Here is a 20,353-nt window from a genome sequence, read left to right as displayed (position 1 = left end):
AGGCTGACCACCTCAGGAGGCTTGGTATGGCGGTGGATGCGCTGGACGCCCGGATCCTGGGGCTGTTCGCGGCCGAGCCGCGGGTCGGCGTGCTGGAGGCGTCGCGGCGACTGGGGGTCGCGCGCGGGACGGTGCAGGCGCGGCTGGACCGGTTGCAGCGCGACGGGGTGGTGCGCGGGTGGGGGCCGGATATCGACACCACGGCGATCGGATACCCGGTGACGGCGTTCGCGACGCTGCAGATCGAGCAGGGCTCAGGTCACACGACCGTCGCCGAGGCGCTCGCCCGCATCCCCGAGGTCCTCGAGGTCCACACCATCACCGGTGCCGAAGACCTCTGGTGCCGCATCGTGGCCCGCTCGAACGCCGATCTCCAACGCGTCATCGACCAGGTGGTCATCGTCCAGGGCATCCAGCGCGCCTCCACGGTGATCGCGCTCGCCGAGCAGATCCAGCACAGAGTGCTTCCCCTGGTCGAGGCAGCCACCAAGGGTTAGGCGAGACGTTTGGCGACTTCCACCGCGGCGCGGGCTACTCGGGGGCCGACGAAGTCGCGGTCCAGTTTCCCGAGAACCACGACGCCGATGGACGCCTCGACGCCGGGGACGCCGAGGACCGGGGAGGAGACGCCTTGGGCGCCGGCCTGGAGTTCGCCGGAGGTGACGACGAACGGCCGGCCGGCCGGGTCGGGTTTGCGGCGGCCGGCCAGGATCGCCTTGCCGGCGGCACCCTGGTCGAGCGCGTGCCGCGACCCCATCCGGTACGACACGTGGAAGTCGGTCCAGCTCGGCTCGATGACCGCGATGGCCAGGGCTTCGTCACCATCCGCGACCGTGAGGTGGGCGGTGGCACCGGTGTCCTCCGCGAGCGAGCGCAGTACCGGCAACGCAGCGTCACGAAGCGTGGGCTGAACGCGGCGGCTGTAGTGCAGGACGGCGAGACCGAGGCGAGCCCGGCCCTCACTGTCGCGCCGGACCAGCCGATGCAGTTCCAGCGTGTTCACCAGGCGATAGACCACAGTGCGGCTGACCCCCAGGGCGGCGGCCAGCTCCGTGATCGACAGGCCGTCCGGGGCGTCCGCGAGCAACTCGAGGACGGTGAGTCCCCGGTCGAGGGTCTGGGACGTCTCTGCGGGCACCTCCGAAGCGTATCCGTTTTTCGGGCACGGCCCGATGGCCCCGTATCTTGCTGCCGTGCGAAATTACTGGGCGCTCCTCCCCGCCATCGCCGTCATCATCGGGCTGATCCTGCTCTACGCGATCCCGACGCTGATCAATCCGCAGTGGACCAGCTCGATCCTGGCGCTGTTCCGGCAGTTCCCCGAGGACCAGGAAACGGCCCCGAACGAAGCGCAGAATCAGGCCCAGAATCAAGCGCAGAGTCAGCAACCGGGTGAGCACGCCCAGCGACCGGCCGGCATCCTCGGCCCGCAGCAGATCAAGTCGCGGCGGATGCTCGCCGCCACCCTGGTGGCCGCCGCTGTCGCCCTGTTCGGTTTCAACGTCTCCCTCAACCGGGAGGCGAACGCCTGCTACCAGGCAGCCAAGGCGTGGGGTGCGAACGACGGCAAGCCGGCCGAGGACCCGTGTATCAACATGATCTACGGCAGCTTCTTCGGCGACGGCCAGGGCACGACGGTCGAGGACACGCAGCAGCCGGTCAAGGCGTACCAGGTGGTGCACAAGAAGAAGCCGACGTACCTGCGCTGGATCCAGAACGCACCCGAGTACGACGAGGCCGACCTGCTGGTCGGGACCGGCCTGAGCTGCAACCTCGACCTGCGGATCACGGAGGAGGACGACAAGGTCGTGGTCCTGGTCGACGCCAACCAGCCGTGCCCGAACGAGGACAACATCTCGCTCACGGCGTTCAAGCTGAAGAAGCCGCTCGGCGACCGGAAGGTGGTCACCGTCGACGACCAGCCGATGGAGCGGATCAACCCGGATGTGGACTCCTGGCCGACCGTGGTGAAGAAGCTCGTCACCGGCGGCTGAGCAGGTCGCGTCCGGTGGTCCCGCGACCTAGCTGAGCGCGCGGGTCCTCGAGTCGTACTCCCGGAACGGCCGGTTCCGGGCGAGAAGCAGCAGCAGTCCGGCGATGCAGACGGCCGCGCCGCCGAGGAGCGCGATCGTCGGGGTGGTGAGGGATGCCGTCGTACCCGCGACGAAGTCACCCAGGCGTGGCCCGCCGGCCACGACCACGATGAAGACACCCTGGAGCCGGCCGCGCATCGCGTCCGGTGCGGCCGACTGCAGGACCGTGTTCCGGTACGCCGAGCTGACCATGTCGGCCGCCCCCGACAACGCGAGCAGCGCGACCCCCAGCCAGATCGTCCGGGACAGCCCGAACAGTCCGACCGCCGCGGCGTAGACCGTGATCGCCACCACGATGGCCACGCCTTGACGTCGTACCCGGCTCACCCAGCCGGAGAAGAGCACGCCGACCAGCGCCCCGATCGCCGGAGCCGCCTGGAGCAGGCCGACCGTCTTGACTCCCCCACCGAAGAACGCGCCCGCGACCGCCGGGAACAGCGCCCGCGGCTGGGCGAACACCATCGCCAGGATGTCCGCCAGGAACGTCGCCAGCAGCGCCGGCGCCGCCCGCAGGAAGGTGAACCCTTCGAGCACCGACCGCAGCCCGGCCCGGCGGACGTCACCCGTCGGCGGCACCGACGGCAGCCGGAACAACGCGTAGAGCGCCGCCGTGAAGGTCAGTACGTCGATCAGGTACGCCGCCGCGAACCCGTGCCAGGCGATCACCGCCGCGCCCAGCAGCGGCCCGGCGGTGAAGCCCAGGTTGAACGCGGCCTGGCTGAGCGTGTTCGCGGCCGGCAGCAACGCCGGCCGGATCAGCCGCGGGATGATCGCCGACCGGGCCGGGTTGTTCACCGCGAAGCACGCCGACTGGCAGGCGACCACGGCGTACAGGACCCACACCTGGTTCCAGTGCAATTGGGACTGCAGCACCAGGACCATCGACAGCAGCCAGAGCCCGGCCGACGAGGCGAGAGCGAGGGTACGACGGTCGATCGCGTCGGCCATCGCCCCGCCGTACAGCCCGAACACGATCAGCGGAACCAGTGAGCACAGCCCGACCAACCCGACCGCGAAGGTGGAATTGGTCAGTGCGTACACCTGGATCGACACCGTCACCGCGGTCATCTGCTGGCCGAGCTGCGACACCGTCGATCCGACCCACAACCGGCGGAAGTCGGCAGACTCGCGCAGCGGCCGGATGTCAGTGAGCAGACGCACCCTGACAACTTATGTCACGGTGTGAAAATACTCAGACCCGAGGGAACAGCTCGTGGTCGAGCGGTTCACCGACGGTCAGCCCGAGCCCGTCGGTGACGACATGGCCGGCTCCCGTGTACGTCGTCTCGGCGTCGATGTAGATCGCCACGTGCGCGATCCGCGGGTCGTCGGTCAGGTTCGGCGTCGCGGAGTGCGCCAGGTACGCGTTGTGGAAGGTGCAGTCACCGGCCCGCAGCGGGATCGTCAAGCGCTCCTCCCAGCGCAGGTCGGGCGAGGCCCGGAACAGGTCGTCGGAGTCGGACAGATCCTGCCGGCGCAGATCCTGGTGGTCGTGCGACCCCGGGATGAAGGTCATGCACCCCCGCTCCACCGGTACGTCGACCAGCGCCACCCACGCCGACAACGAGTGCCGCGAACCACCGTGCGGCCAGTACGGCGCATCCTGGTGGAACTCGGTCGCCGCGCCGTTGTGCGGAGGCTTGATCAGCAACTGGTCGTGCCACAGCCGCAGCGGCACCCCGGCCAGCGCGGTTGCCGCGGCGGCGAGCCGTGTGTCCAGGGTGAGTTCGCGGAGTACGTCGTCCTGTCGCCAGATGTTGACGTACTGGTTGAAGATCGCCGAGCCGGTGAAGTTGTCCTCAGCGGTCCTGGTCGCCGCCGTGGCCGCGTCCCGGAACCGGGCCGCCTCGTCGGCGCTGATGATGTTCCGGATCCGGACGACGCCGTCGCGGCGATAGGCCGAAATGGTCTCGTCGTCCAGGGTGACGGCTGTCGTAGGGTCGGTGGTGGTCATCGATCGGCTCCTCGGAATCCGTGGCCAGGTTGGTCGTTCCAGCCTCGCCCGGATCGGTTCGAGGCGACAGGCAACCGTTGACCGATACTTGACTGATCTTGACCTGACGGAGTGATCGACGTGCACGAGGTCCTCAGCAGCGAGGTCTTCCCCGACCAGCGTCTGCCGGTCGCCGGTGAGCGGCTCGAGCTCGTGGCCGACGTGGCACCGCACAGTCACGCGTTCTTCGAGATCGCCGTCGTCCTGGCCGGGCGGGGCATCCACCTCTCGGCCGCCGGCGAGGTGCCGCTCCAGCGCGACTCGGTCGTCGTGCTCCGGCCAGGTGAGTGGCACGGATACACCGACTGCGACGGCCTGGTGGTGCGCAACGCCTATCTCGGGGCGGACATCTTCGCCTTCCTGTCCGGAGCCCTCATCCCGGGCGACAAGGCGCCGTACCCGGCGCACCCGGCCGTCCAGCACGCGATGAGGTTGCTGGAGGCAAGTATCGACGAACCGTGGACGCTGGACCGGCTGGCCGCGGCGGTGAACCTCGCGCCCAGCTACCTGATCCGCCTGTTCGGCCGGACCGCCGGGATCTCGCCGATGGCCTACCTGAACCGGATCCGCGCCGAGCGTGCCGCCGGCCTGCTGATCGAGACCGACCTGCCGATCGCGACCATCGGCGCGACGGTCGGCTGGCACGACCCCAGTCATGCCAGCCGACGCTTCCACGCCGTCTTCGGCCTCAGCCCGTCCCGCTACCGCGCGACCTTCCGCCCGTAGCACCGGCGGCGACGCGCGGACGCAGGGCTGGACGAGCGGGCGCTCGGGGCGGTGGGCAAAGATGTCACCATGAGTTCCCTTCGCACCCCTGACCCGAACCCCGGTTGGCTGTCCGAGTTCGCGCTCGAAGAGACCCGTTCACGGGTGCCGATCCTGTACGTCGAGGCCGTCCCGACCCGCGTCGATGCCGCCGGGCAGATCGAGCACGTCGGGGTGCTGCTGCGCGGATCGGCCGCGACCGGCCAGATCACCCGGACGCTGGTGTCGGGACGGGTCTTCCACGGAGAGTCGATCCGCGACGCCCTGCAGCGCAACATCGAGAAGGATCTCGGCCCGGCCGCGTTCCCCCGGCTGCCGGTCAGCCCGGTCCCGTTCACCGTCGCCGAATACTTCCCGCTACCCGGTGTCACCCCGTTGCACGACCCGCGTCAGCACGCCGTCGCCCTCGTCTACGTCGTACCGGTGACCGGCGAGTGCAACCCGCGTCAGGACGCGCTCGAACTGACCTGGCTGACTCCGAAGGAAGCCCTCGAGCCGAGCCTGCTGGCCGACCTCGAAGGTGGCCGCGGCCAACTCCTCAAGCAGGCCCTCGCCTGGTCCGGCGCCCTGGTCTGAGGACCCCGCTCACCAGGGCAACCGTCCCTCCTCGGCGTGCACCTCGCCGGTCGGCCCGTCGGCGCCGAGCGTCGCGAACCGCACCGCAACAGCCGCACCCTGTTGTGGTGTGCGTGGCGCGTCCCAGCCACCCATGTCGGTGGCGCAGTTGCCGGGATCGGCCGCGTTCACCAGGATCCCGGTGCCGCGCAGCTCGTTGGCCAGCATCACGGTCACCATGTTCACCGCCGCCTTGGACGCGTTGTAGCCCAAGGTCAGGATCGTCGACATCCGCGACTCCGGATCGCCGACCAGCTCGAACGACGCCAGCGAGGTCGACAGGTTCACGATCCGCGCCTGCTCCGCCGTCCGCAGCAACGGCAGCATCGCCTGGGTCACGCCGACCAGCCCGATCACATTCGTCGCGAACGCCTCCCGCAGTACGTCGCCCGGCACCCGCGACACCGCGTCGTCGCCGGCCGGGATGACGGCCGCGTTGTTCACCAGGACGTCGAGCCGCCCGTACGTCTCCTCGATCCAGCCGGCCGCTGCCCGCACCGAGCTGTCGTCGGTCACCTCCAGTTGAACCGCTACCGCTTCGTAGCCCTCGGCAACCAGCTCCTTCGCGGCGACCTCACCGCGGGTGAGGTCCCGGGATCCGGCCAGCACGGTGAACCCGGCCGCCCCGAGCTGACGTGCGATCTCCTTGCCGATGCCTTTGTTGGCGCCCGTGACGAGCGCGATCTTGTTCGTGTCCATGCGGTCCAGGCTGCGGGCGATCGCCGTACTCAGGCAGAGTGAGCTGAACCTGGGACTGACAGTCCCTGGTTGGGGTTTGCGGCGGCTGGAATCCTTGGGTCATGGATCGGGGACAGCTCGCGGAGTTCTTACGAGTACGGCGGGAGGCGTTGAAGCCCGCCGATGTCGGCCTGCCCGCCGGCCTGCGGCGGCGGACGCCCGGGCTGCGCCGGGAGGAGGTCGCGAGCCTGGCCACCATGTCGACCGACTACTACACCCGGCTCGAGCAGGGTCGCGGTCCACGCCCGTCCCGCCCGGTGCTCACCGGGCTCGCCCGGGCGCTGCGGCTGAGCGACGACGAGCGCGACCACCTGTTCCGCCTCGCCGGTGAACAGCCCGGCCCGCCGCCCGGCCCGCCGAGTGACGTGCGGGTCGGCATCCTGCGGATGCTGTCGCGGCTCGACGTGCCGGCCCTGGTCCTCGACGCGAAGTACGACGTACTCGCGTGGAACCCGATGTCCGCCGCGCTGATCACGGACTTCTCCGCTCTGCCGGTGAAGGAGCGCAACCTGCTCCGGCTGCGGTTCCTGCACGGCGATCGGCAGGCCGAGCGGTTCGGCGAGCGGGCGACCCACGACTTCGCCTTCGAGACCGCGGCGGACCTGCGGGCGGCGACCGGCAGGTATCCGAACGACCCGGCGATCGCAGAATTGATCGCGGACCTGTGCGCGGGCAGCGCGGAGTTCGCCAAGATCTGGTCGTTCCACGACGTGTCCAGGCAGCAGAGCCTGTGCCAGATGATCTATCACCCCGTGGTCGGCCGGATCGACGTGATCTGCGAGGTCCTGGTCGTCCCCGACCGCGACCAGCGCGTCGTCCTCTACACCGCGGAGCCGGGCTCACCCTCCGACCACGCCATGCGCCTCCTCGGCGTCATCGGCACCCAGACGATGTCCGTCCCGTAAGCACCCGCCGTGGCCGGATCCGCCGGCGTAACAGAGCGTCAGGAACGGGCGAGCCCGCACTCGAAAGGGGTGAGCCCCCGCACCATGGACGGGGTGCGGGGGCTCGGGAAGCCACCGAGCCGGGGCTGCCGGCCGGTGACGTTGCCGGAGGTGCCGGTCGGTGAAGGTGCCGGAGTTGCTGGTCGGTGACGGCGCCGGGGCTACTGGCCGGTGAAGGTGAAGGTGGAGCCGGGTTCCTTGACGATGTCGCCGTCGCGGGAGTTCGTGACGGTGACGTTGCTGAGCACCGCGTTGCCGCGCGCGCCGCCCATCGCGAGGATGCCGGAGCCGTTGTTCGACTTGTCGATCCGGACATTGGTGAGCGCCACGTTCGGCATCTCACCGCCGCCGGTCTTGAACTGGATCCCGTCGTACGTCGAATCGTGGATCTCGGTGTCGCGGATCGTCACGCCGGGGATCGGCAGGTTCGCCGGGAACAGCGTGATCGCACCGAACTCCTGGTCCTCGTTCCAGAACACCCCGCCACAGCGGTAGAGCGCGTTGTTGGCGATCAGCGTCGTCCCCGAGAACGGCAGCGGGTCGTGATCGGTCGCCAGCATGATGCCGGGGTAGTTCATCGTGTCGTAGATCAGGTTGTTCTCGATCCTGTTGCCGTAACCGCCGTAGATCGCGATGCCGTTGGCCCGCCACGGCAGCTGGATCGTGTTGTTCGTGAACGCGTTGTCGTGGCCGATGTCGACCGACTGGTCCTTGACGTACTTGCTCGCCCAGACCGCCAGCGCGTCGTCGCCGGTGGTCCGGAAGGACGAGTTGAACACCGTGGAGTTGCGGGTGCCGTTGGCGAAGTTGATGCCGTCGGCGTAGGTGTCGCGGATCCGCATCCCGCTGAACTCGAGTCCGTCGCCCGGACCCCACAGCTCCTGGATGTTGTCGTAATCGCGGCCGACCCAGACCCCGACGTTCGCGTGCTCGATCCAGACGTTGCTGATCTTCGTCCCGGTCCCGAACCGGCCGTTCAGCCCGACGCCGCCCTCGGCGTTCCCGTCACCGCCACGGATCCGGCCGGAGCCGAAGATCGCGATGTCGGACAGCTGCACGTTCTTGTCGATGTCGAACCCGAAGTTGCCCTCGTGCGGATGGTTGATACCGCCGGCGTTCTGCGGCTCGATGGTCGAGTAGAGCTGGGAGTGCCACATCCCCGCGCCGCGGATGGTGGCGTTGCTGATCCCGACCTGGTTGTACTGGCCGCGGTTCAACGGGTCGTCGGTGAGGATCTTCTTCTCCTGCCGCCACTGACCGGCCGGGATCCAGACACAGCCGATCACGCCGTTCTGGTCGTCGGTCACAGCCCGCTGGATCGCGTCCGCGTCGTCGATCCCGTCGTTCGGCACCGCGCCGTACTGGGTGATCGACGTACAGCCGGACGGCTGGCTGAGTGCCGGGGCGACCTGCTCGAGGTCGATCGTGTCGATGATGTAGAACCCGGCGGTGTCGCCGGAGTCGCGCTGCAACTTGAACTTGGTGCCGACCGGGTACGACGTACCGAGCAGCGCGTGCGACTCGTCGAAGAGGCGGCGCGCGTCACCGCCGGGGGTGTTGGTCAGCGACTCCGGCCCGTCGCTGTTGCCGTAGAGCCAGCTGTGCCGCGATGACAGGTTCAGCTTCTGCTTGTAGACGCCGTTGACGTACAGACTGATGGTGGCCTCGAGGCCCTGCCCGTTGGCCGAGTCGGGGATCGAGTTGCGGACCACGATCGAGTTGGTCGGCACGGTCGAGGTGAACTCGACGAACTGGCCGGTCGAGTTCAGCCGGACCGACTGCCGGCCGGACGACTCGGTGGCGAAGTTGGTGTGCCCGAAGGTCCGCAGCGCATCCGCGGTGAGCAACGTGCCGTTGTAGTCGGCGGCTTCCGCCTCGTACGACGTGTACGGCAGCGCGGCCCCGCGGCCGACCACGATCGACCGGCTGAGCGAGTTGTTGGTTTCGTTGGTCTCGGCAACGGCGTTGGTCGCGTCGGCGATCGCGGTCAGGGTGGCGCCGCCGTGGGTCGCCGTCCAGGTCCCGGTCATCGCGACGGTCACGCTCGCACCTGCCGCGATCGAGGCGGTGTTCGTGTTCAGCGTGGTGGTGCCGACGGTGAGCCGGGTGACGCTGGTCGCCCCGGAGGCCGCCGTACCGCGGTTGTTCACGGCCACGGTGAACGAGACCTGGGCGCCGGGTGCCGGGTTGGCCGGGTTGGAGGTGATCCCGGTGACCTGGAGGTCCGGGCCGGCTGCCTGACCGACGGTCAGCTGGGTCGGTGACTCGAGCGTGTTGTTGCTGTCGCTCTGCTCGACGACCGCGTTGGTGGGATCGGCCACCGCGGCGACCGTGTAGTTGCCTTGGGCACGGGTCCCGGCGTTGGCGGTGACGGTGGCCGAGGCGCCGGCCGCGAGTGCGCCGACGGAGGCCGTGCCGGCGACCGAGCCGCCGAGGAGGAAGTTCAGACTGCTCGCCGGCGCGGCCGCGGTGCCGGAGTTCTTGACCGTGGCCGACAAGGTGACCGGCGTGGTCTCGGTCGGGTTGGCCGGGCTCCAGGTGACCGAGGTGACCACGAGGTCCGGGTTCGGCGCCGCCGTACCGAAGACCTGGAAGTCGGCGACCTGGCCGCCGGGCGCGCCGGTGTTGCTGAAGAACTGCAGCCGGATGTCGGCGTACCGGCCGGTGGCCGGGATGGTGATCGAGTTCTGGTTGCCGGACGGGCTGAACTGGTAGTCGGTCCGCGCGACCAGCGAGGTGAAGCCGGTGGCGGACTGCTCCCGGCCGAGCACCTGGATGCTCTGCGTCCGCGGCCCCCAGATCGGGTCCGGGTTGAGCTTCACCACGACCGAGCTGAGGTCGGCGTTCGCGCCGAGCTTGACGGTCAGCGTGGCCGGGTAGCCGTTGGACTCCCAATAGGTACTGATACTGCTGTCGTTCGCGTTGGTGGCGACGAAGTCGAACGCGGACGACGATGCCTCGATCGGCTTGCCCGCCGCGAGATTCGTACCGGTCGGAGGCTCGACCGGCCCGCCACCAGGCCCGGCCAGGTCGAACTCCGACAGTTGGGCGGCCGGCCAGCCGGTGTTCGCCGTAACGGTCAGCCGGACGTAGCGGGCCGACGTGGTGGCGAAGTCGATGGTGACCGTGTTGTTCGCAGCCGGCGCGAAGTTGTACGCCGTACTGCCGACGACGGTGCTGAACGACGTCCCGTTTGTGCTGCCCTGGACGGTGAGGGTCTGGGTTCGGGCACCCCAGGAGGCGGGCAGCTTCAGGGTGACCTGGTTGACGTCGGTGACGGCACCGAGGTCGGCCTGGATCCACTGCGGGAGGGCGCTGTTGGCGCTCTCCCAGTACGAGTTCTGGTTGCCGTCGGCGGCGTTGCCGCTCGGGTACGCACCGAGCGAACTGCCGGCCGACAGGGTCTTGGCGAGATTGGCGGTGACAGCTGCTGTTGCGGATCCGGGCAGTAGTCCGGCCGCGATGAGCGCGGCCGCGAGCAAACCGACCAGGAGCCGCCAGGCGGGCTGGTTCTTCCGAGGCATGCGGTGGTCCTCCGTCGTTCGGGCGGGGGGACGGACGGGTGCCACACCGACAAGAGGTCTATTGAAATTGCAGGATCTTGCTAACTTCTTGCGGGGCGGTAGTCAGAGATTGCACTGCCCCGATCGGTTCGTCAACACTTCGCCGCGACCGTAGACGAAACATCCCACCCTCGAGGGTGGGGTGTTACCGGCCGGAGCGTCAGGCCCGGCGCTGGCTGGCCCAGTCGCGGATGAGCTCGATGCGTTCCTTGAGCTGGGTGGAGGACGCATGGGCCGCGGCAGGGCCGCCGAGCTTGCGGCGCAGGTCGTTGTGGATGACGCCGTGCGGCTGGCCGGTGCGGTGGTGCCAGGCGGCGACCAGACCGTTCAGCTCCCGTCTCAGCAGCGCGATCTGCTCGTGCGTCGCCAGCTCGGTCGGCGTCGGGTCCTCACGGTCCGACCCGCGCTGGGACCGCTTCTGCGCCGCGATCGACTTCGCCTGCCGCTTGCGGAGCAAGTCGCGGACCTGGTCCGGCTCCAGCAGGCCCGGCAACCCGAGGAAGTCCAGCTCCTCGTCGGAGGCCTGGTCGCCGCCGGTCCCGTAGTCGCCGCCGTCGAACACCACCCGGTCGAAACTCGCGTCCGAGCCGAGCGCCTCGAACTTGGCCTCCAACTCGTCGCTGGCGCCCTCGGTCTGGTTCGCCTTCGCGAGCAGGTCGTCCTCGAGCGCGAAGATGTCGCCGTCCTCGTTCGAGTTCTTCCGGCCGAGCACGTGGTCGCGCTCGACCTCCATCTCGGCGGCGAAGCTCAGCAGCCGGGTCACCGACGGCACGAACACCGACGCCGTCTCACCCCGCTTCCGGGCCCGCACGAACCGGCCGACCGCCTGCGCGAAGAACAGCGGCGTCGACGTCGGCGTCGCGTACACACCGACCGCGAGCCGCGGCACGTCCACGCCCTCACTCACCATCCGGACCGCGACCATCCACCGCGAGTCGCCCTCGGAGAACTTCGCGATCTTCTTGCTGGCCGACTTCTCGTCGGACAGGACGACGGTCGGCGCCTCGCCGGTCAGCTCGCGCAGCGTCTTCGCGTACGCGCGGGCCGTGTTCTGGTCGCCGGAGATGACCAGAGCACCGGCGTCCGGCATGTGCCGCCGTACCTCGGTCAGCCGCTTGTCCGCGGCCGCCAGCACGGCCGGCATCCACTCGCCGGCCGGGTCGAGCGCCGTACGCAGAGCCTGGGCGGTCAGATCCTTGGTCAGCGGCTCACCCAGCCGCGCCGCGACCTCGTCACCGGCCTTGGTCCGCCACCGCATCTCGCCGGAGTACGACATGAAGATCACCGGGCGTACGACGTGATCGCGCAGCGCGTGACCGTAGCCGTAGGTGTAGTCCGCCTTGCTCCGCGCGGCACCGTCCGGGCCGTGCTCGTAGGTGACGAACGGGATCGGGTTGTCGTCGCTGCGGAACGGCGTACCGGTCAGGCACAGCCGCCGCGCGGCAGGCTCGAACGCCTCCCGGACGCCGTCACCCCAGCTCAGCGCGTCGCCGCCGTGGTGCACCTCGTCCAGGATCACCAGCGTCTTGAACCGCTCGGTCCGGACCCGGAAGGCCAGCGGGTTCACCGCGATTCCCGCGTAGGTCACCGCGACGCCCTGGAAGTCCTTGTTGGTCTTCCCGCGCCGGCCGGCGAACGCCGGGTCAATCGCGATCCCGGCCCGGTCGGCCGCCTCGGCCCACTGGACCTTGAGGTGCTCGGTCGGCGTCACCACGGTGATCCGCTCGATCACCCGCCGGTGCAGCAGCTCGGCGGCCACCGTGAGCGCGAACGTGGTCTTGCCGGCTCCCGGTGTCGCCACCGCGAGGAAGTCCCTGGGCTGGCTGTCGAGATAGAGCTTGAGTGCCTCCGCCTGCCAGGCCCGCAGCTTGCTCGCGGTACCCCACGCAGCGCGGTCCGGGTAGGCCGGAGGTAGCACGGCTGGTGTCACTGGCGCGTGCGAATCCACGGACGGCATACTCCCCCGATAGTCGACTGTCGGCCGGGCAGGAACGTTACCTGACTTCTCCGACAAGATCAGAGCGGCGTGTCGGAGAGCGGGCAGCCACAGGAGAAAGTTCGGGGGATCCCGGGCGTGGCGGCCTACACTCGGGGGCATGAGTACGCAGCTGACCCCCGGGGCCGAGACGGTCGTCGACGAGCGGACGCAGCCGGCGCCGGCAGAGCCCGGCGATCACGAGCGGTTCTCGCACTATGTGCCGAAGGACAAGCTGACCGAGGCGATGGTGATGGGTACGCCGGTGGTCGCGCTGTGCGGCAAGGTGTGGGTGCCGAGCCGGGATCCGCAACGGTTCCCGGTCTGCCCGGAGTGCAAGGAGATCTGGGAGTCGCTGAACCCGGGTGACGACAAGGGCGGCGACGACGAGTAGCGTCCCGGCCGGTGGACGGCCGGGCGGATCCCCGCCCGGTCAGTTCTGGGTCGGGTCGTCCGGGTACGTCGCCAGATACGCCATCTGATCGTTCTGGCGGCGCAGCACCCGGCGCCACAGCCCGTCCGGGTGCAGGCTGAACACGTCGTCGGGTTCGGACTCGACGACGTACCAGGCACCCTCGGTGATCTCACCCTCGAGTTGCCCGCTGGACCAGCCGGCGTACCCGGCGAAGATGCGCATCCGCTGGATCGCGCCCTCCAGCAGCGCCGGCGGTACGTCGAGATCGATCAGCCCGATCCGGCCGAAGCACTCCCGCCACCCCGGTGGGTCGGCCGACTCGATCACCTCGGCGACGGCGAGTGCGCTGTCGGTGCCGACCGGACCGCCCATGAAGAGCACCCCGGGTTCGTTCACGGTGGTGGACCAGTCCGGGAGCACCCGGTCGACGGCCAGATCGGCCGCGCGGTTCACCACCACCCCGAGAGCGCCGTCGTCGTCGTGATCGAGCAGCAGGATCACCGACCGGCGGAAGGGCGGCTCGTCGAGTAGCGGTGTCGCCACCAGCAGCGAACCGGTCAGGGTCGAGGCCGTCATCCCCCCATCATGGCGTACGACGGATCACACGGAAGGCCAGCCAAGCACCAATGGCCACCCCGGCGAGGTCCGCAAGGACATCGAACGGGTCTCCGTCGCGTTGCGGCAGCACCCAGTACTGCACCAGTTCGCTGACGATCGCGTTCGCGACCAGTGCGCCGAGCAACCAGCGCGCCGGGATCCGCACCATCAGCCCGAGGAACGCGACCGACCCGAACAGGAAGAGGTGCGCGACCTTGTCGATGCCAGGGATCCCGACATGCGGACCGGCCTCCCTCGGCGCGTAGACGCCGTACAACTGCAGCGCCACGGCCGCGACGAAGCCGATCCGCCACAGCCAGATCTTCCTCCGCGAGCCGGTCGCCCCCGCCACCGTGACAGTCATTACAGGCTCGGTGTGTCGTCCGGGTAGGTCTCGTGCGCCGGGGCCTTGCCGCCCGCGGCGTCCCGGACCGCGTGCGCCACCATGTTGTGCACCTCGGGGTGGAAGACGCTCGGCACGATGTAGGTCGCGTTCAGCTCGTCGTCGGTGACGACGCCGGCCAGCGCCTTCGCGGCGGCCAGCTCCATCTCGATCGACACCTTCGACGACTGGGCGTCCAGCAGACCCCGGAACACACCCGGGAAGACCAGTACGTTGTTGATCTGGTTCGGGAAGTCGCTCCGGCCGGTGGCCACCACTGCCGCGTGCTCGCCGGCCTCCGACGGGTCGACCTCCGGCACCGGGTTGGCCAGCGCGAACACGATCGAGTCGTCGTTCATGGTGGCGATGTCCGCACCGGTCAGGATGTTCGGTGCCGACACCCCGATGAACACGTCCGCCCCGGCCAGCGCGCCCTTCAGGTCGCCGCTGTACCTCGCCGCGTTGGTGTTCTCCGCGATCCAGCGCAGCTCCGGCGAGAGGCCTTCGCGGTCCAGGTGGATGACACCTGCGACGTCGGCCACGATCGTGTCCTTCACCCCGGCCGCGAGCAGCAGCTTCAGGATCGCCGTACCGGCCGCGCCCGCACCGGACAGCACCACCCGCACGTTGCTGATGTCCTTGCTGACCACCCGCAGCGCGTTGTAGAGCGCGCCGAGGACGACGACCGCCGTCCCGTGCTGGTCGTCGTGGAAGACCGGGATGTCCAGCTCCTCGCGCAACCTGGCCTCGATCTCGAAGCAGCGCGGCGCGGAGATGTCCTCCAGGTTGATCCCCGCGAAACCGGGGGCGATGGCCTTGACGATCTGGACGATCTCGTCCGGGTCCTGGGTGTCCAGGCACAGCGGCCAGGCGTCGATCCCGGCGAACCGCTTGAACAGCGCCGCCTTGCCCTCCATCACCGGCAGCGCGGCCTTCGGGCCGATGTTGCCCAGCCCGAGAACGGCGGAACCGTCAGTGACGACCGCGACACTGTTGCGCTTTATGGTCAGCCGGCGCGCGTCGTCGGGGTTGGCCGCGATCGCCAGGCAGACCCGCGCGACACCGGGCGTGTAGATCATCGACAGGTCGTCACGGTTGCGGATCGGGTGCTTGGCCTCCATCGAGATCTTGCCGCCGAGGTGCATCAGGAAGGTCCGGTCCGACACCCGGGCGATCTCGACACCCGGTACGGCGCGCATCGCCTCGACCAGCCGGCCGGCGTGCTCGGTGTCGGCGGCGGCGCAGGTGACGTCGATCCGCAGCCGCTCGTGACCGGACGCGGTCACGTCGAGTGCGGTGACCAGACCGCCGGCCTGCTCGACCGCGGTCGTCAGCTTGCTCACCGTCGAGCCACCCGCGGGCACCTCGAGGCGAACGGTGATGGAGTACGAAACACTCGGCAAGGCAGTCACGCGGGTGATCCTCTCACGCCACTGGTAACACCCGAAGGTTGTGTTCGTAAAGTGCACGGCAGATTGCTGGGTAATCCATTACTCAGAAGTTAGTGTTCCCTCAGCGAAGGGAGGAGTCGTGGCGACGATCAGCGACGTGGCGGCGCGGGCCGGGGTGTCCACGGCGACCGTCTCCCGGGCGCTGAACGGGAAGTCGACGGTCGACCGCGACCTGGTCGCCCGGGTCCGGAAGGCCGCGGACGAGCTCGGTTACCAGCCGAACGGCCCGGCGCGGAACCTGCGCCGCCAGGAAGCCGCCGTCGTCGCGCTGATCATCTCCGACGTGGAGAACCCGTTCTTCACCGCGATCGCCCGCGGCGTCGAGGACGTGGCCCACGAGGTCGGCTACTCGGTCGTGCTGTGCAACTCCGACGAGAACGCGGAGAAGGAGAACCGCTACATCGACATCGCCATCCAGGAGCGCGTCGCCGGGGTGATCCTGTCCCCCAGCGGTACGACGACCAGCGTGGCGAAACTGGCCGGCCGCGGGACGGCGTACGTCGCGGTGGACCGGCCGCTGCCCGGACAGGACAGCGATGTGGTCCTGGTCGACACCCGGCTCGCGGCCCGGCAGGCCACCACGCATTTGGTTGCCCAAGGCTACGAACGGATCGGGTGCATCACCGGGCCGTCCGGCGTACGCACGGCCGACGACCGCCTGGCCGGCTACCGGGACGCGCTCAGGGCGGCCAAGCACCGGGGCAGTCCTCGACTGGTACGGCGTACCGAGTACAAGGCAGCGGGCGCACGTCGAGCCGCACTCGAGCTCCTGCGCCAGTCCGAGCCCCCGAACGCATTGCTGATCGCCAACAGCGCGATGGCGGTCGGCGTGCTGCAGGCCCTCCAGGAGCTGCAGATCCGCCCCGGCCGCGACGTGGGTCTGGTCGCCTTCGACGACGCGCCCTGGGCCGAGCTGGTGGACCCGCCCCTGTCCGTCGTAGCCCAACCCGCCTACGAGATCGGAGCAGTGGCCGCCCGCCTCCTGCTGGCAAGGATCGCCGACAACACCCGGCCACCGACCACCACAACCCTAGGAGCCCGCCTCCAGGAACGAGCCAGCTCCCACCGGAAGTAAGTGGTGGGGTGGAGGCCTGGCGCTCCCCCACCCCACGTCATCCGGCTCGCGCCGGGTGGTGGGCGGCGCTCCACTCACCACCCACCTGCTGCACCCAGCCTCAACCGGTCGGGTTCTCCTCGGCGTAGATCTTGCCGGCGTTCTCCTTGTCGATCAGGCGGGTGGGGAGGATCTGGGACTTCTCGATCGTGCCGCAGTCGACCAGGAGCTTCTTCGCGGCGGCGATCGCTTCCTTGCCGTTGGTCGGGTAAGTGAAGGTCGCGCTCAGCCGGCCCTGTTCGACCGCCTTGATGCCACCGGACGGAATCGGCAGCGCGTCGATGCCGAGGAACTTCATCTCCTTCTCCCGGCCGACCGCCTTCGCCGCCAGGTACGCCCCCTCGGCCATCGGGTCGTTGTGCGCGTAGACCACGTCGATCTTCGGGTTGGCCTTCAGCAGCGCGTCCATCTGCGCCTGGCCCTTCTCCCGCAACCAGTCGCCGCTGGCGTCGGCGACGATCTTGATCTTCGGGTTCGCCTTGATCGCGTCCACGAAGCCCTGGTGCCGCTCGGCCTGCGGGGTCGCACCGGCCAGACCCTTCAGCTCCACGATGTTCCCGCCCTGCGGCAGCAGTTTCTCGGCGACGTACTTGCCCGCCTCGGAGCCGATCTGCACGTTGTCGCCGCCGATGAAGCCGGTGTACGCGTCACCCTCGACCTTGCGGTCCAGCACGATCACCGGGATGCCCTTGTCGAACGCCTTCTTCACCACCGCGGTCAGCGGTTTGGCCTCGTTCGGGCTGATGATCAGCAGGTCGATCTGCTGGGTGATGTAGTTCTCCACGTCCGCGACCTGTTTGGCGTTGTCCTGCGCGGCGTCGGCGAACTTCACGTCGAACTGCGGCACGGCCGCAGCGCTGGATTCGATGTCGTCGTCCATCCGCTGCCGGTACGGCTCGGCCACGTTCGCCTGGCTCATCCCGATCGTGTACTTGCCGTCGGCACCCTTACAGGACTTGGACGCCCCGTCGGACGGCGCGTCGGCGGTCCGTTCGCTGGTCGTCCCACAGCCGGCGAGCACCAGGGCGGCAACGGCCGCGGCGGCGAGGGGAATCTTGAGAGAGCGCATCGGGAACCTTCCTCACGAGGCGGGACGGAGTCGCTGCAGCGCGGCCGCGGCAACGATCACGAGTCCCTTGATCAGCAGCTGGATGTTGGAGTCGATGTTGTTCAGGGCAAGGATGTTGTTCAGTACGCCGAGCAGCAGCGCACCCGCGACCGTGCCGGCCACCGAGCCGCGGCCGCCGGCCAGGCTGGTCCCGCCGATCACCACGGCGGCGATCGCGTCGAGCTCGTAGCCGATCCCGTCGTTCGGGCTGCCCTGGTTCAGCTGGACGGCGTGCACCACGCCGGCCAGCGACGCAAGCAGTCCGCAGATGGCGAAGACCGCGATCTTCACCCGCACCACCGGTACGCCGGACAGCCGGGCCGCCTTCTCGTTGCCGCCGACGGCGTACAGATGCCGGGAGAACGCACTGACCCGCAGGAACACGACGGCCGCGATCGCGACCACGGCGAAGATCAGCACCGGGATCGGGACCAGTCCGCCGAAGGTGCGTTCGCCGAGGATCGCGAACGACTCCGGTGCCTCGTTCGGCCCGTCGCCGTACGAGATCGCGACGCCCTGCCCGCCGGACCAGATCCGGGCCAGGCCACGGGCTATCTGCAGGCCGGCCAGGGTCACGATGAACGACTGGATGCCGATCATCGCGGTCGCGACACCTTGCAGCGCACCGAAGACCAGGCCGATCGCGAGCACCAGCAGGACCGACGGCAGGAAACCCCAGTCGTTCTCGACCATGAGGACGGCGGATCCGACCGCGGCCAGTCCGAGCACCGCGCCGACCGACAGGTCGATCCCGCCGATCAGGATCACGAACGTCATCCCGACCGCGATGATGCCGATCTCGGACACCGCCCGGACCACGTTGGCCAGGTTGTCCGCACTGATGAACAGGATCTCGCCGTCCTTGCGCGGCGAGAAGATGATCGCCGCGACGAAGACCGCCAGCAGCCCGAACACACTCTGGAACCGGAACAGCGTCGCGACCACGCCACCCGCGGACTTCTCCACCGGTGTCGCCGCGGCCGGCTTGTCCTGTAGGTCGGTCACTGCGCCCCTCCGACTTCCTCGGCTGTCAACAATTTCTCGAAGGTCGCGCCTTCTCCCATCGCGGCGGCGAGCAGATCCCCCTCGCCGGAGTCCGCCGTACTGAACGACGCGACGTCGCGCCCGTCCCGCAGGACGACGACCCGATCGCAGACGCCGATCAGCTCCGGCAGCTCGGACGAGGCGAGCAGGACGCCGAGGCCCTGGCCGGCGAGCTCACCGAGCAGCCGGTAGATCTCGGCCTTGGCGCCGACGTCGACACCCCGCGTGGGTTCGTCGAGCAGCAGGAGCTTCGGCTCGGTCAGCAGCATCCGGCCGAACACGACCTTCTGCTGGTTGCCGCCGGACAGCGTGCCGACGTCGTCCTGCAATCGCCCGAACTTCAGCCGCAGCCGGTCGGCCATCCTGACGGATGCGGCGCGTTCCATCCGGCGCGCGATCACGCCCAGCCGACCGTACGACGGCAGGCTCGAGACGACCGTGTTCGCGAGGATCGAGTGGAACAGGACGAGCCCCGACGTACGACGATCTTCGGGGACAAACCCGATGCCATGAGCCAGTGCCTGGCGTGGTCGTCTAGGTCGGATCTCCTTGCCCTGCAGGACGATCCGGCCGGACTGGGCGCCTGCGGGTGCGACGCCGTACAGGGTCTCGAGGAGTTCGGTGCGCCCGGCGCCGAGCAGGCCGGCCAGGCCGACGATTTCGCCGGAGCGGACGGTCAGCGAGATGCCTTCGGGGTCGCGGCGGCCGGGTCGCGGGCGGCGGGCCTTCAAGGCGAGGTTGTCGACCCGGAGGAGTTCGTCGCCGGTGTCGGCGTCGGGGGTGGTGAACATGGTCTGCACCGGGCGTCCGACCATCGCCTCGACCACCTCGGCGGTGCTCAGCTTGCGCGGGTCGAAGCTGGTCACGATCTGGCCGTTGCGCAGTACGGTCGCGCGGTCGGCGACCTTGGCGATCTCCTCCATCCGGTGCGAGATGTAGACGATGCCGACCCCGGACCTGCGGAGCTCGCGGATGACGTCGAAGAGGCGCTCGACCTCCGAGGTGGTGAGGGCAGAGGTCGGCTCGTCCATGATCAGGACGCGGGCGTCGAGGGAGATCGCCTTCGCGATGGTGACGAGTTGCTGCTCGCCGACTCGCAACTCACCGACCGGCCGGCGCGGGTCGAGCCGGACGCCGCTGCGTTCGAGGAGGGCGCGGGACTCACGGTCCATCCGGCGGCGGTCGACGGTGTGGAGCTTCGTACGGAGTTCGCGGCCGAGGAAGATGTTGTCGGCGACGGACAAGCCGGGGACCAGGTCGAGCTCCTGGTGGATCATCGCGATGCCGGCCGCCTGCGCATCGGTGGGTCCGCCGAAGTGGACGGGGTCGCCGTTGATCTCGATCGTGCCGTCGTAGTCGGTGACGTCACCGGACAGGATCTTCATCAACGTGCTCTTGCCGGCGCCGTTCTCCCCCAGCAACGCGTGTACCTCGCCCGCGCCGAGGGTGAAGTCGACCTCCCGGCACGCCTGCACCCCGCCGTACCGCTTCCCGATCCCGGACATCCGGACCAGGCCGACGCCCCCGGCCATAACACCTCCGCACACCCCGAGTAA

19 protein-coding genes are annotated in these 20,353 nt (G+C 69.2%); 7 read left to right on the top strand and 12 right to left on the bottom strand.

The window, feature by feature from the left end:
* The first annotated feature begins 26 nt into the window (after window positions 1-26).
* A complete protein-coding gene (locus tag ACGFIF_RS15410; protein ID WP_393154923.1) occupies window positions 27-497 on the top strand; it encodes an Lrp/AsnC family transcriptional regulator in 471 nt (156 codons plus the stop codon).
* Here the strand turns inward: ACGFIF_RS15410 and ACGFIF_RS15405 are convergent.
* Window positions 494-1,138 (bottom strand): IclR family transcriptional regulator, encoded by a 645-nt coding sequence (locus ACGFIF_RS15405; protein ID WP_132150562.1) that lies wholly within the window; start codon window positions 1,136-1,138, stop codon window positions 494-496. The two genes, ACGFIF_RS15410 and ACGFIF_RS15405, sit on opposite strands and share 4 nt — an antisense overlap.
* 55 nt (window positions 1,139-1,193) lie before the next feature.
* Here ACGFIF_RS15405 and ACGFIF_RS15400 point away from each other — a divergent pair, with 55 nt between their 5' ends.
* Window positions 1,194-1,994 carry a hypothetical protein gene (locus ACGFIF_RS15400; RefSeq protein WP_393154921.1) on the top strand — a complete coding sequence of 267 codons (801 nt, stop codon included), beginning with the start codon at window positions 1,194-1,196 and terminating at the stop codon, window positions 1,992-1,994.
* A 27-nt stretch (window positions 1,995-2,021) separates the two neighbouring features.
* On the opposite strand, the gene ACGFIF_RS15395 is transcribed toward ACGFIF_RS15400, so the two are convergent.
* Entirely contained in the window at window positions 2,022-3,254 is a 1,233-nt protein-coding gene (locus ACGFIF_RS15395; RefSeq protein WP_393154919.1) for an MFS transporter, read from the bottom strand.
* 31 nt (window positions 3,255-3,285) lie between these two features.
* Window positions 3,286-4,047, bottom strand: a complete 762-nt coding sequence (locus tag ACGFIF_RS15390) for a phytanoyl-CoA dioxygenase family protein (RefSeq protein ID WP_393154918.1) — start codon at window positions 4,045-4,047, stop codon at window positions 3,286-3,288.
* A 111-nt stretch (window positions 4,048-4,158) separates the two neighbouring features.
* Between ACGFIF_RS15390 and ACGFIF_RS15385 the strand changes: the two genes are divergently transcribed.
* Window positions 4,159-4,812 (top strand): helix-turn-helix domain-containing protein, encoded by a 654-nt coding sequence (locus ACGFIF_RS15385; RefSeq protein ID WP_393154916.1) that lies wholly within the window; start codon window positions 4,159-4,161, stop codon window positions 4,810-4,812.
* Between the two features lie 69 nt (window positions 4,813-4,881).
* Window positions 4,882-5,427 (top strand): NUDIX hydrolase family protein, encoded by a 546-nt coding sequence (locus ACGFIF_RS15380; protein WP_132211067.1) that lies wholly within the window; start codon window positions 4,882-4,884, stop codon window positions 5,425-5,427.
* 9 nt (window positions 5,428-5,436) lie between these two features.
* Here ACGFIF_RS15380 and ACGFIF_RS15375 read toward each other — a convergent pair whose 3' ends face one another.
* Window positions 5,437-6,165, bottom strand: coding sequence for an SDR family oxidoreductase (locus tag ACGFIF_RS15375; protein WP_393154915.1), 729 nt, complete (start codon window positions 6,163-6,165; stop codon window positions 5,437-5,439).
* Between the two features lie 101 nt (window positions 6,166-6,266).
* On the opposite strand from ACGFIF_RS15375, the gene ACGFIF_RS15370 reads away from it, so the two are divergent.
* The gene (locus ACGFIF_RS15370; protein ID WP_393154914.1) at window positions 6,267-7,109 is read left to right on the top strand and encodes a helix-turn-helix transcriptional regulator; all 843 of its coding nucleotides are present in this window, start codon (window positions 6,267-6,269) and stop codon (window positions 7,107-7,109) included.
* A gap of 200 nt (window positions 7,110-7,309) precedes the next feature.
* Here the strand turns inward: ACGFIF_RS15370 and ACGFIF_RS15365 are convergent, their stop codons facing one another.
* Window positions 7,310-10,672, bottom strand: a complete 3,363-nt coding sequence (locus ACGFIF_RS15365; protein WP_393154913.1) for a CARDB domain-containing protein — start codon at window positions 10,670-10,672, stop codon at window positions 7,310-7,312.
* A 199-nt stretch (window positions 10,673-10,871) separates the two neighbouring features.
* On the bottom strand, window positions 10,872-12,668 hold the full coding sequence (locus ACGFIF_RS15360; RefSeq protein WP_393154912.1) for a DEAD/DEAH box helicase: 1,797 nt from the start codon (window positions 12,666-12,668) through the stop codon (window positions 10,872-10,874).
* Between the two features lie 139 nt (window positions 12,669-12,807).
* Here ACGFIF_RS15360 and ACGFIF_RS15355 point away from each other — a divergent pair, with 139 nt between their 5' ends.
* A complete protein-coding gene (locus ACGFIF_RS15355) occupies window positions 12,808-13,080 on the top strand; it encodes a DUF3039 domain-containing protein (RefSeq protein WP_393154910.1) in 273 nt (90 codons plus the stop codon).
* Window positions 13,081-13,119: 39 nt separating this feature from the next.
* On the opposite strand, the gene ACGFIF_RS15350 is transcribed toward ACGFIF_RS15355, so the two are convergent.
* From ACGFIF_RS15350 to ACGFIF_RS15340, 3 genes are read right to left on the bottom strand one after another with little or no spacing between them, the layout of a single operon-like run.
* Window positions 13,120-13,677 carry a YqgE/AlgH family protein gene (locus tag ACGFIF_RS15350; RefSeq protein WP_132211073.1) on the bottom strand — a complete coding sequence of 186 codons (558 nt, stop codon included), beginning with the start codon at window positions 13,675-13,677 and terminating at the stop codon, window positions 13,120-13,122.
* Window positions 13,678-13,684: 7 nt separating this feature from the next.
* A complete protein-coding gene (locus ACGFIF_RS15345; RefSeq protein WP_393154908.1) occupies window positions 13,685-14,062 on the bottom strand; it encodes a VanZ family protein in 378 nt (125 codons plus the stop codon).
* Entirely contained in the window at window positions 14,062-15,492 is a 1,431-nt protein-coding gene (locus ACGFIF_RS15340) for an NAD-dependent malic enzyme (protein WP_393154906.1), read from the bottom strand. Before ACGFIF_RS15340 ends, ACGFIF_RS15345 begins: the two co-directional genes overlap by 1 nt.
* Window positions 15,493-15,610: 118 nt before the next feature.
* Here ACGFIF_RS15340 and ACGFIF_RS15335 point away from each other — a divergent pair, with 118 nt between their 5' ends.
* Window positions 15,611-16,606 carry a LacI family DNA-binding transcriptional regulator gene (locus tag ACGFIF_RS15335; protein ID WP_393154904.1) on the top strand — a complete coding sequence of 332 codons (996 nt, stop codon included), beginning with the start codon at window positions 15,611-15,613 and terminating at the stop codon, window positions 16,604-16,606.
* Between the two features lie 100 nt (window positions 16,607-16,706).
* Here the strand turns inward: ACGFIF_RS15335 and ACGFIF_RS15330 are convergent, their stop codons facing one another.
* From ACGFIF_RS15330 to ACGFIF_RS15320, 3 genes are read right to left on the bottom strand one after another with little or no spacing between them, the layout of a single operon-like run.
* Window positions 16,707-17,714, bottom strand: a complete 1,008-nt coding sequence (locus ACGFIF_RS15330) for a substrate-binding domain-containing protein (protein ID WP_393154902.1) — start codon at window positions 17,712-17,714, stop codon at window positions 16,707-16,709.
* 12 nt (window positions 17,715-17,726) lie between these two features.
* Window positions 17,727-18,758, bottom strand: coding sequence for an ABC transporter permease (locus ACGFIF_RS15325; protein WP_393154900.1), 1,032 nt, complete (start codon window positions 18,756-18,758; stop codon window positions 17,727-17,729).
* Window positions 18,755-20,329: a sugar ABC transporter ATP-binding protein gene (locus ACGFIF_RS15320; protein WP_393154898.1), complete on the bottom strand. Its 1,575-nt coding sequence runs from the start codon at window positions 20,327-20,329 to the stop codon at window positions 18,755-18,757. Before ACGFIF_RS15320 ends, ACGFIF_RS15325 begins: the two co-directional genes overlap by 4 nt.
* Window positions 20,330-20,353: the final 24 nt, after the last annotated feature.

The sequence above is a fragment of the Kribbella sp. NPDC049174 genome (genome assembly GCF_043197365.1).
Classification (GTDB): domain Bacteria; phylum Actinomycetota; class Actinomycetes; order Propionibacteriales; family Kribbellaceae; genus Kribbella.
This window is presented reverse-complemented; position numbering and strand designations above follow the sequence as displayed.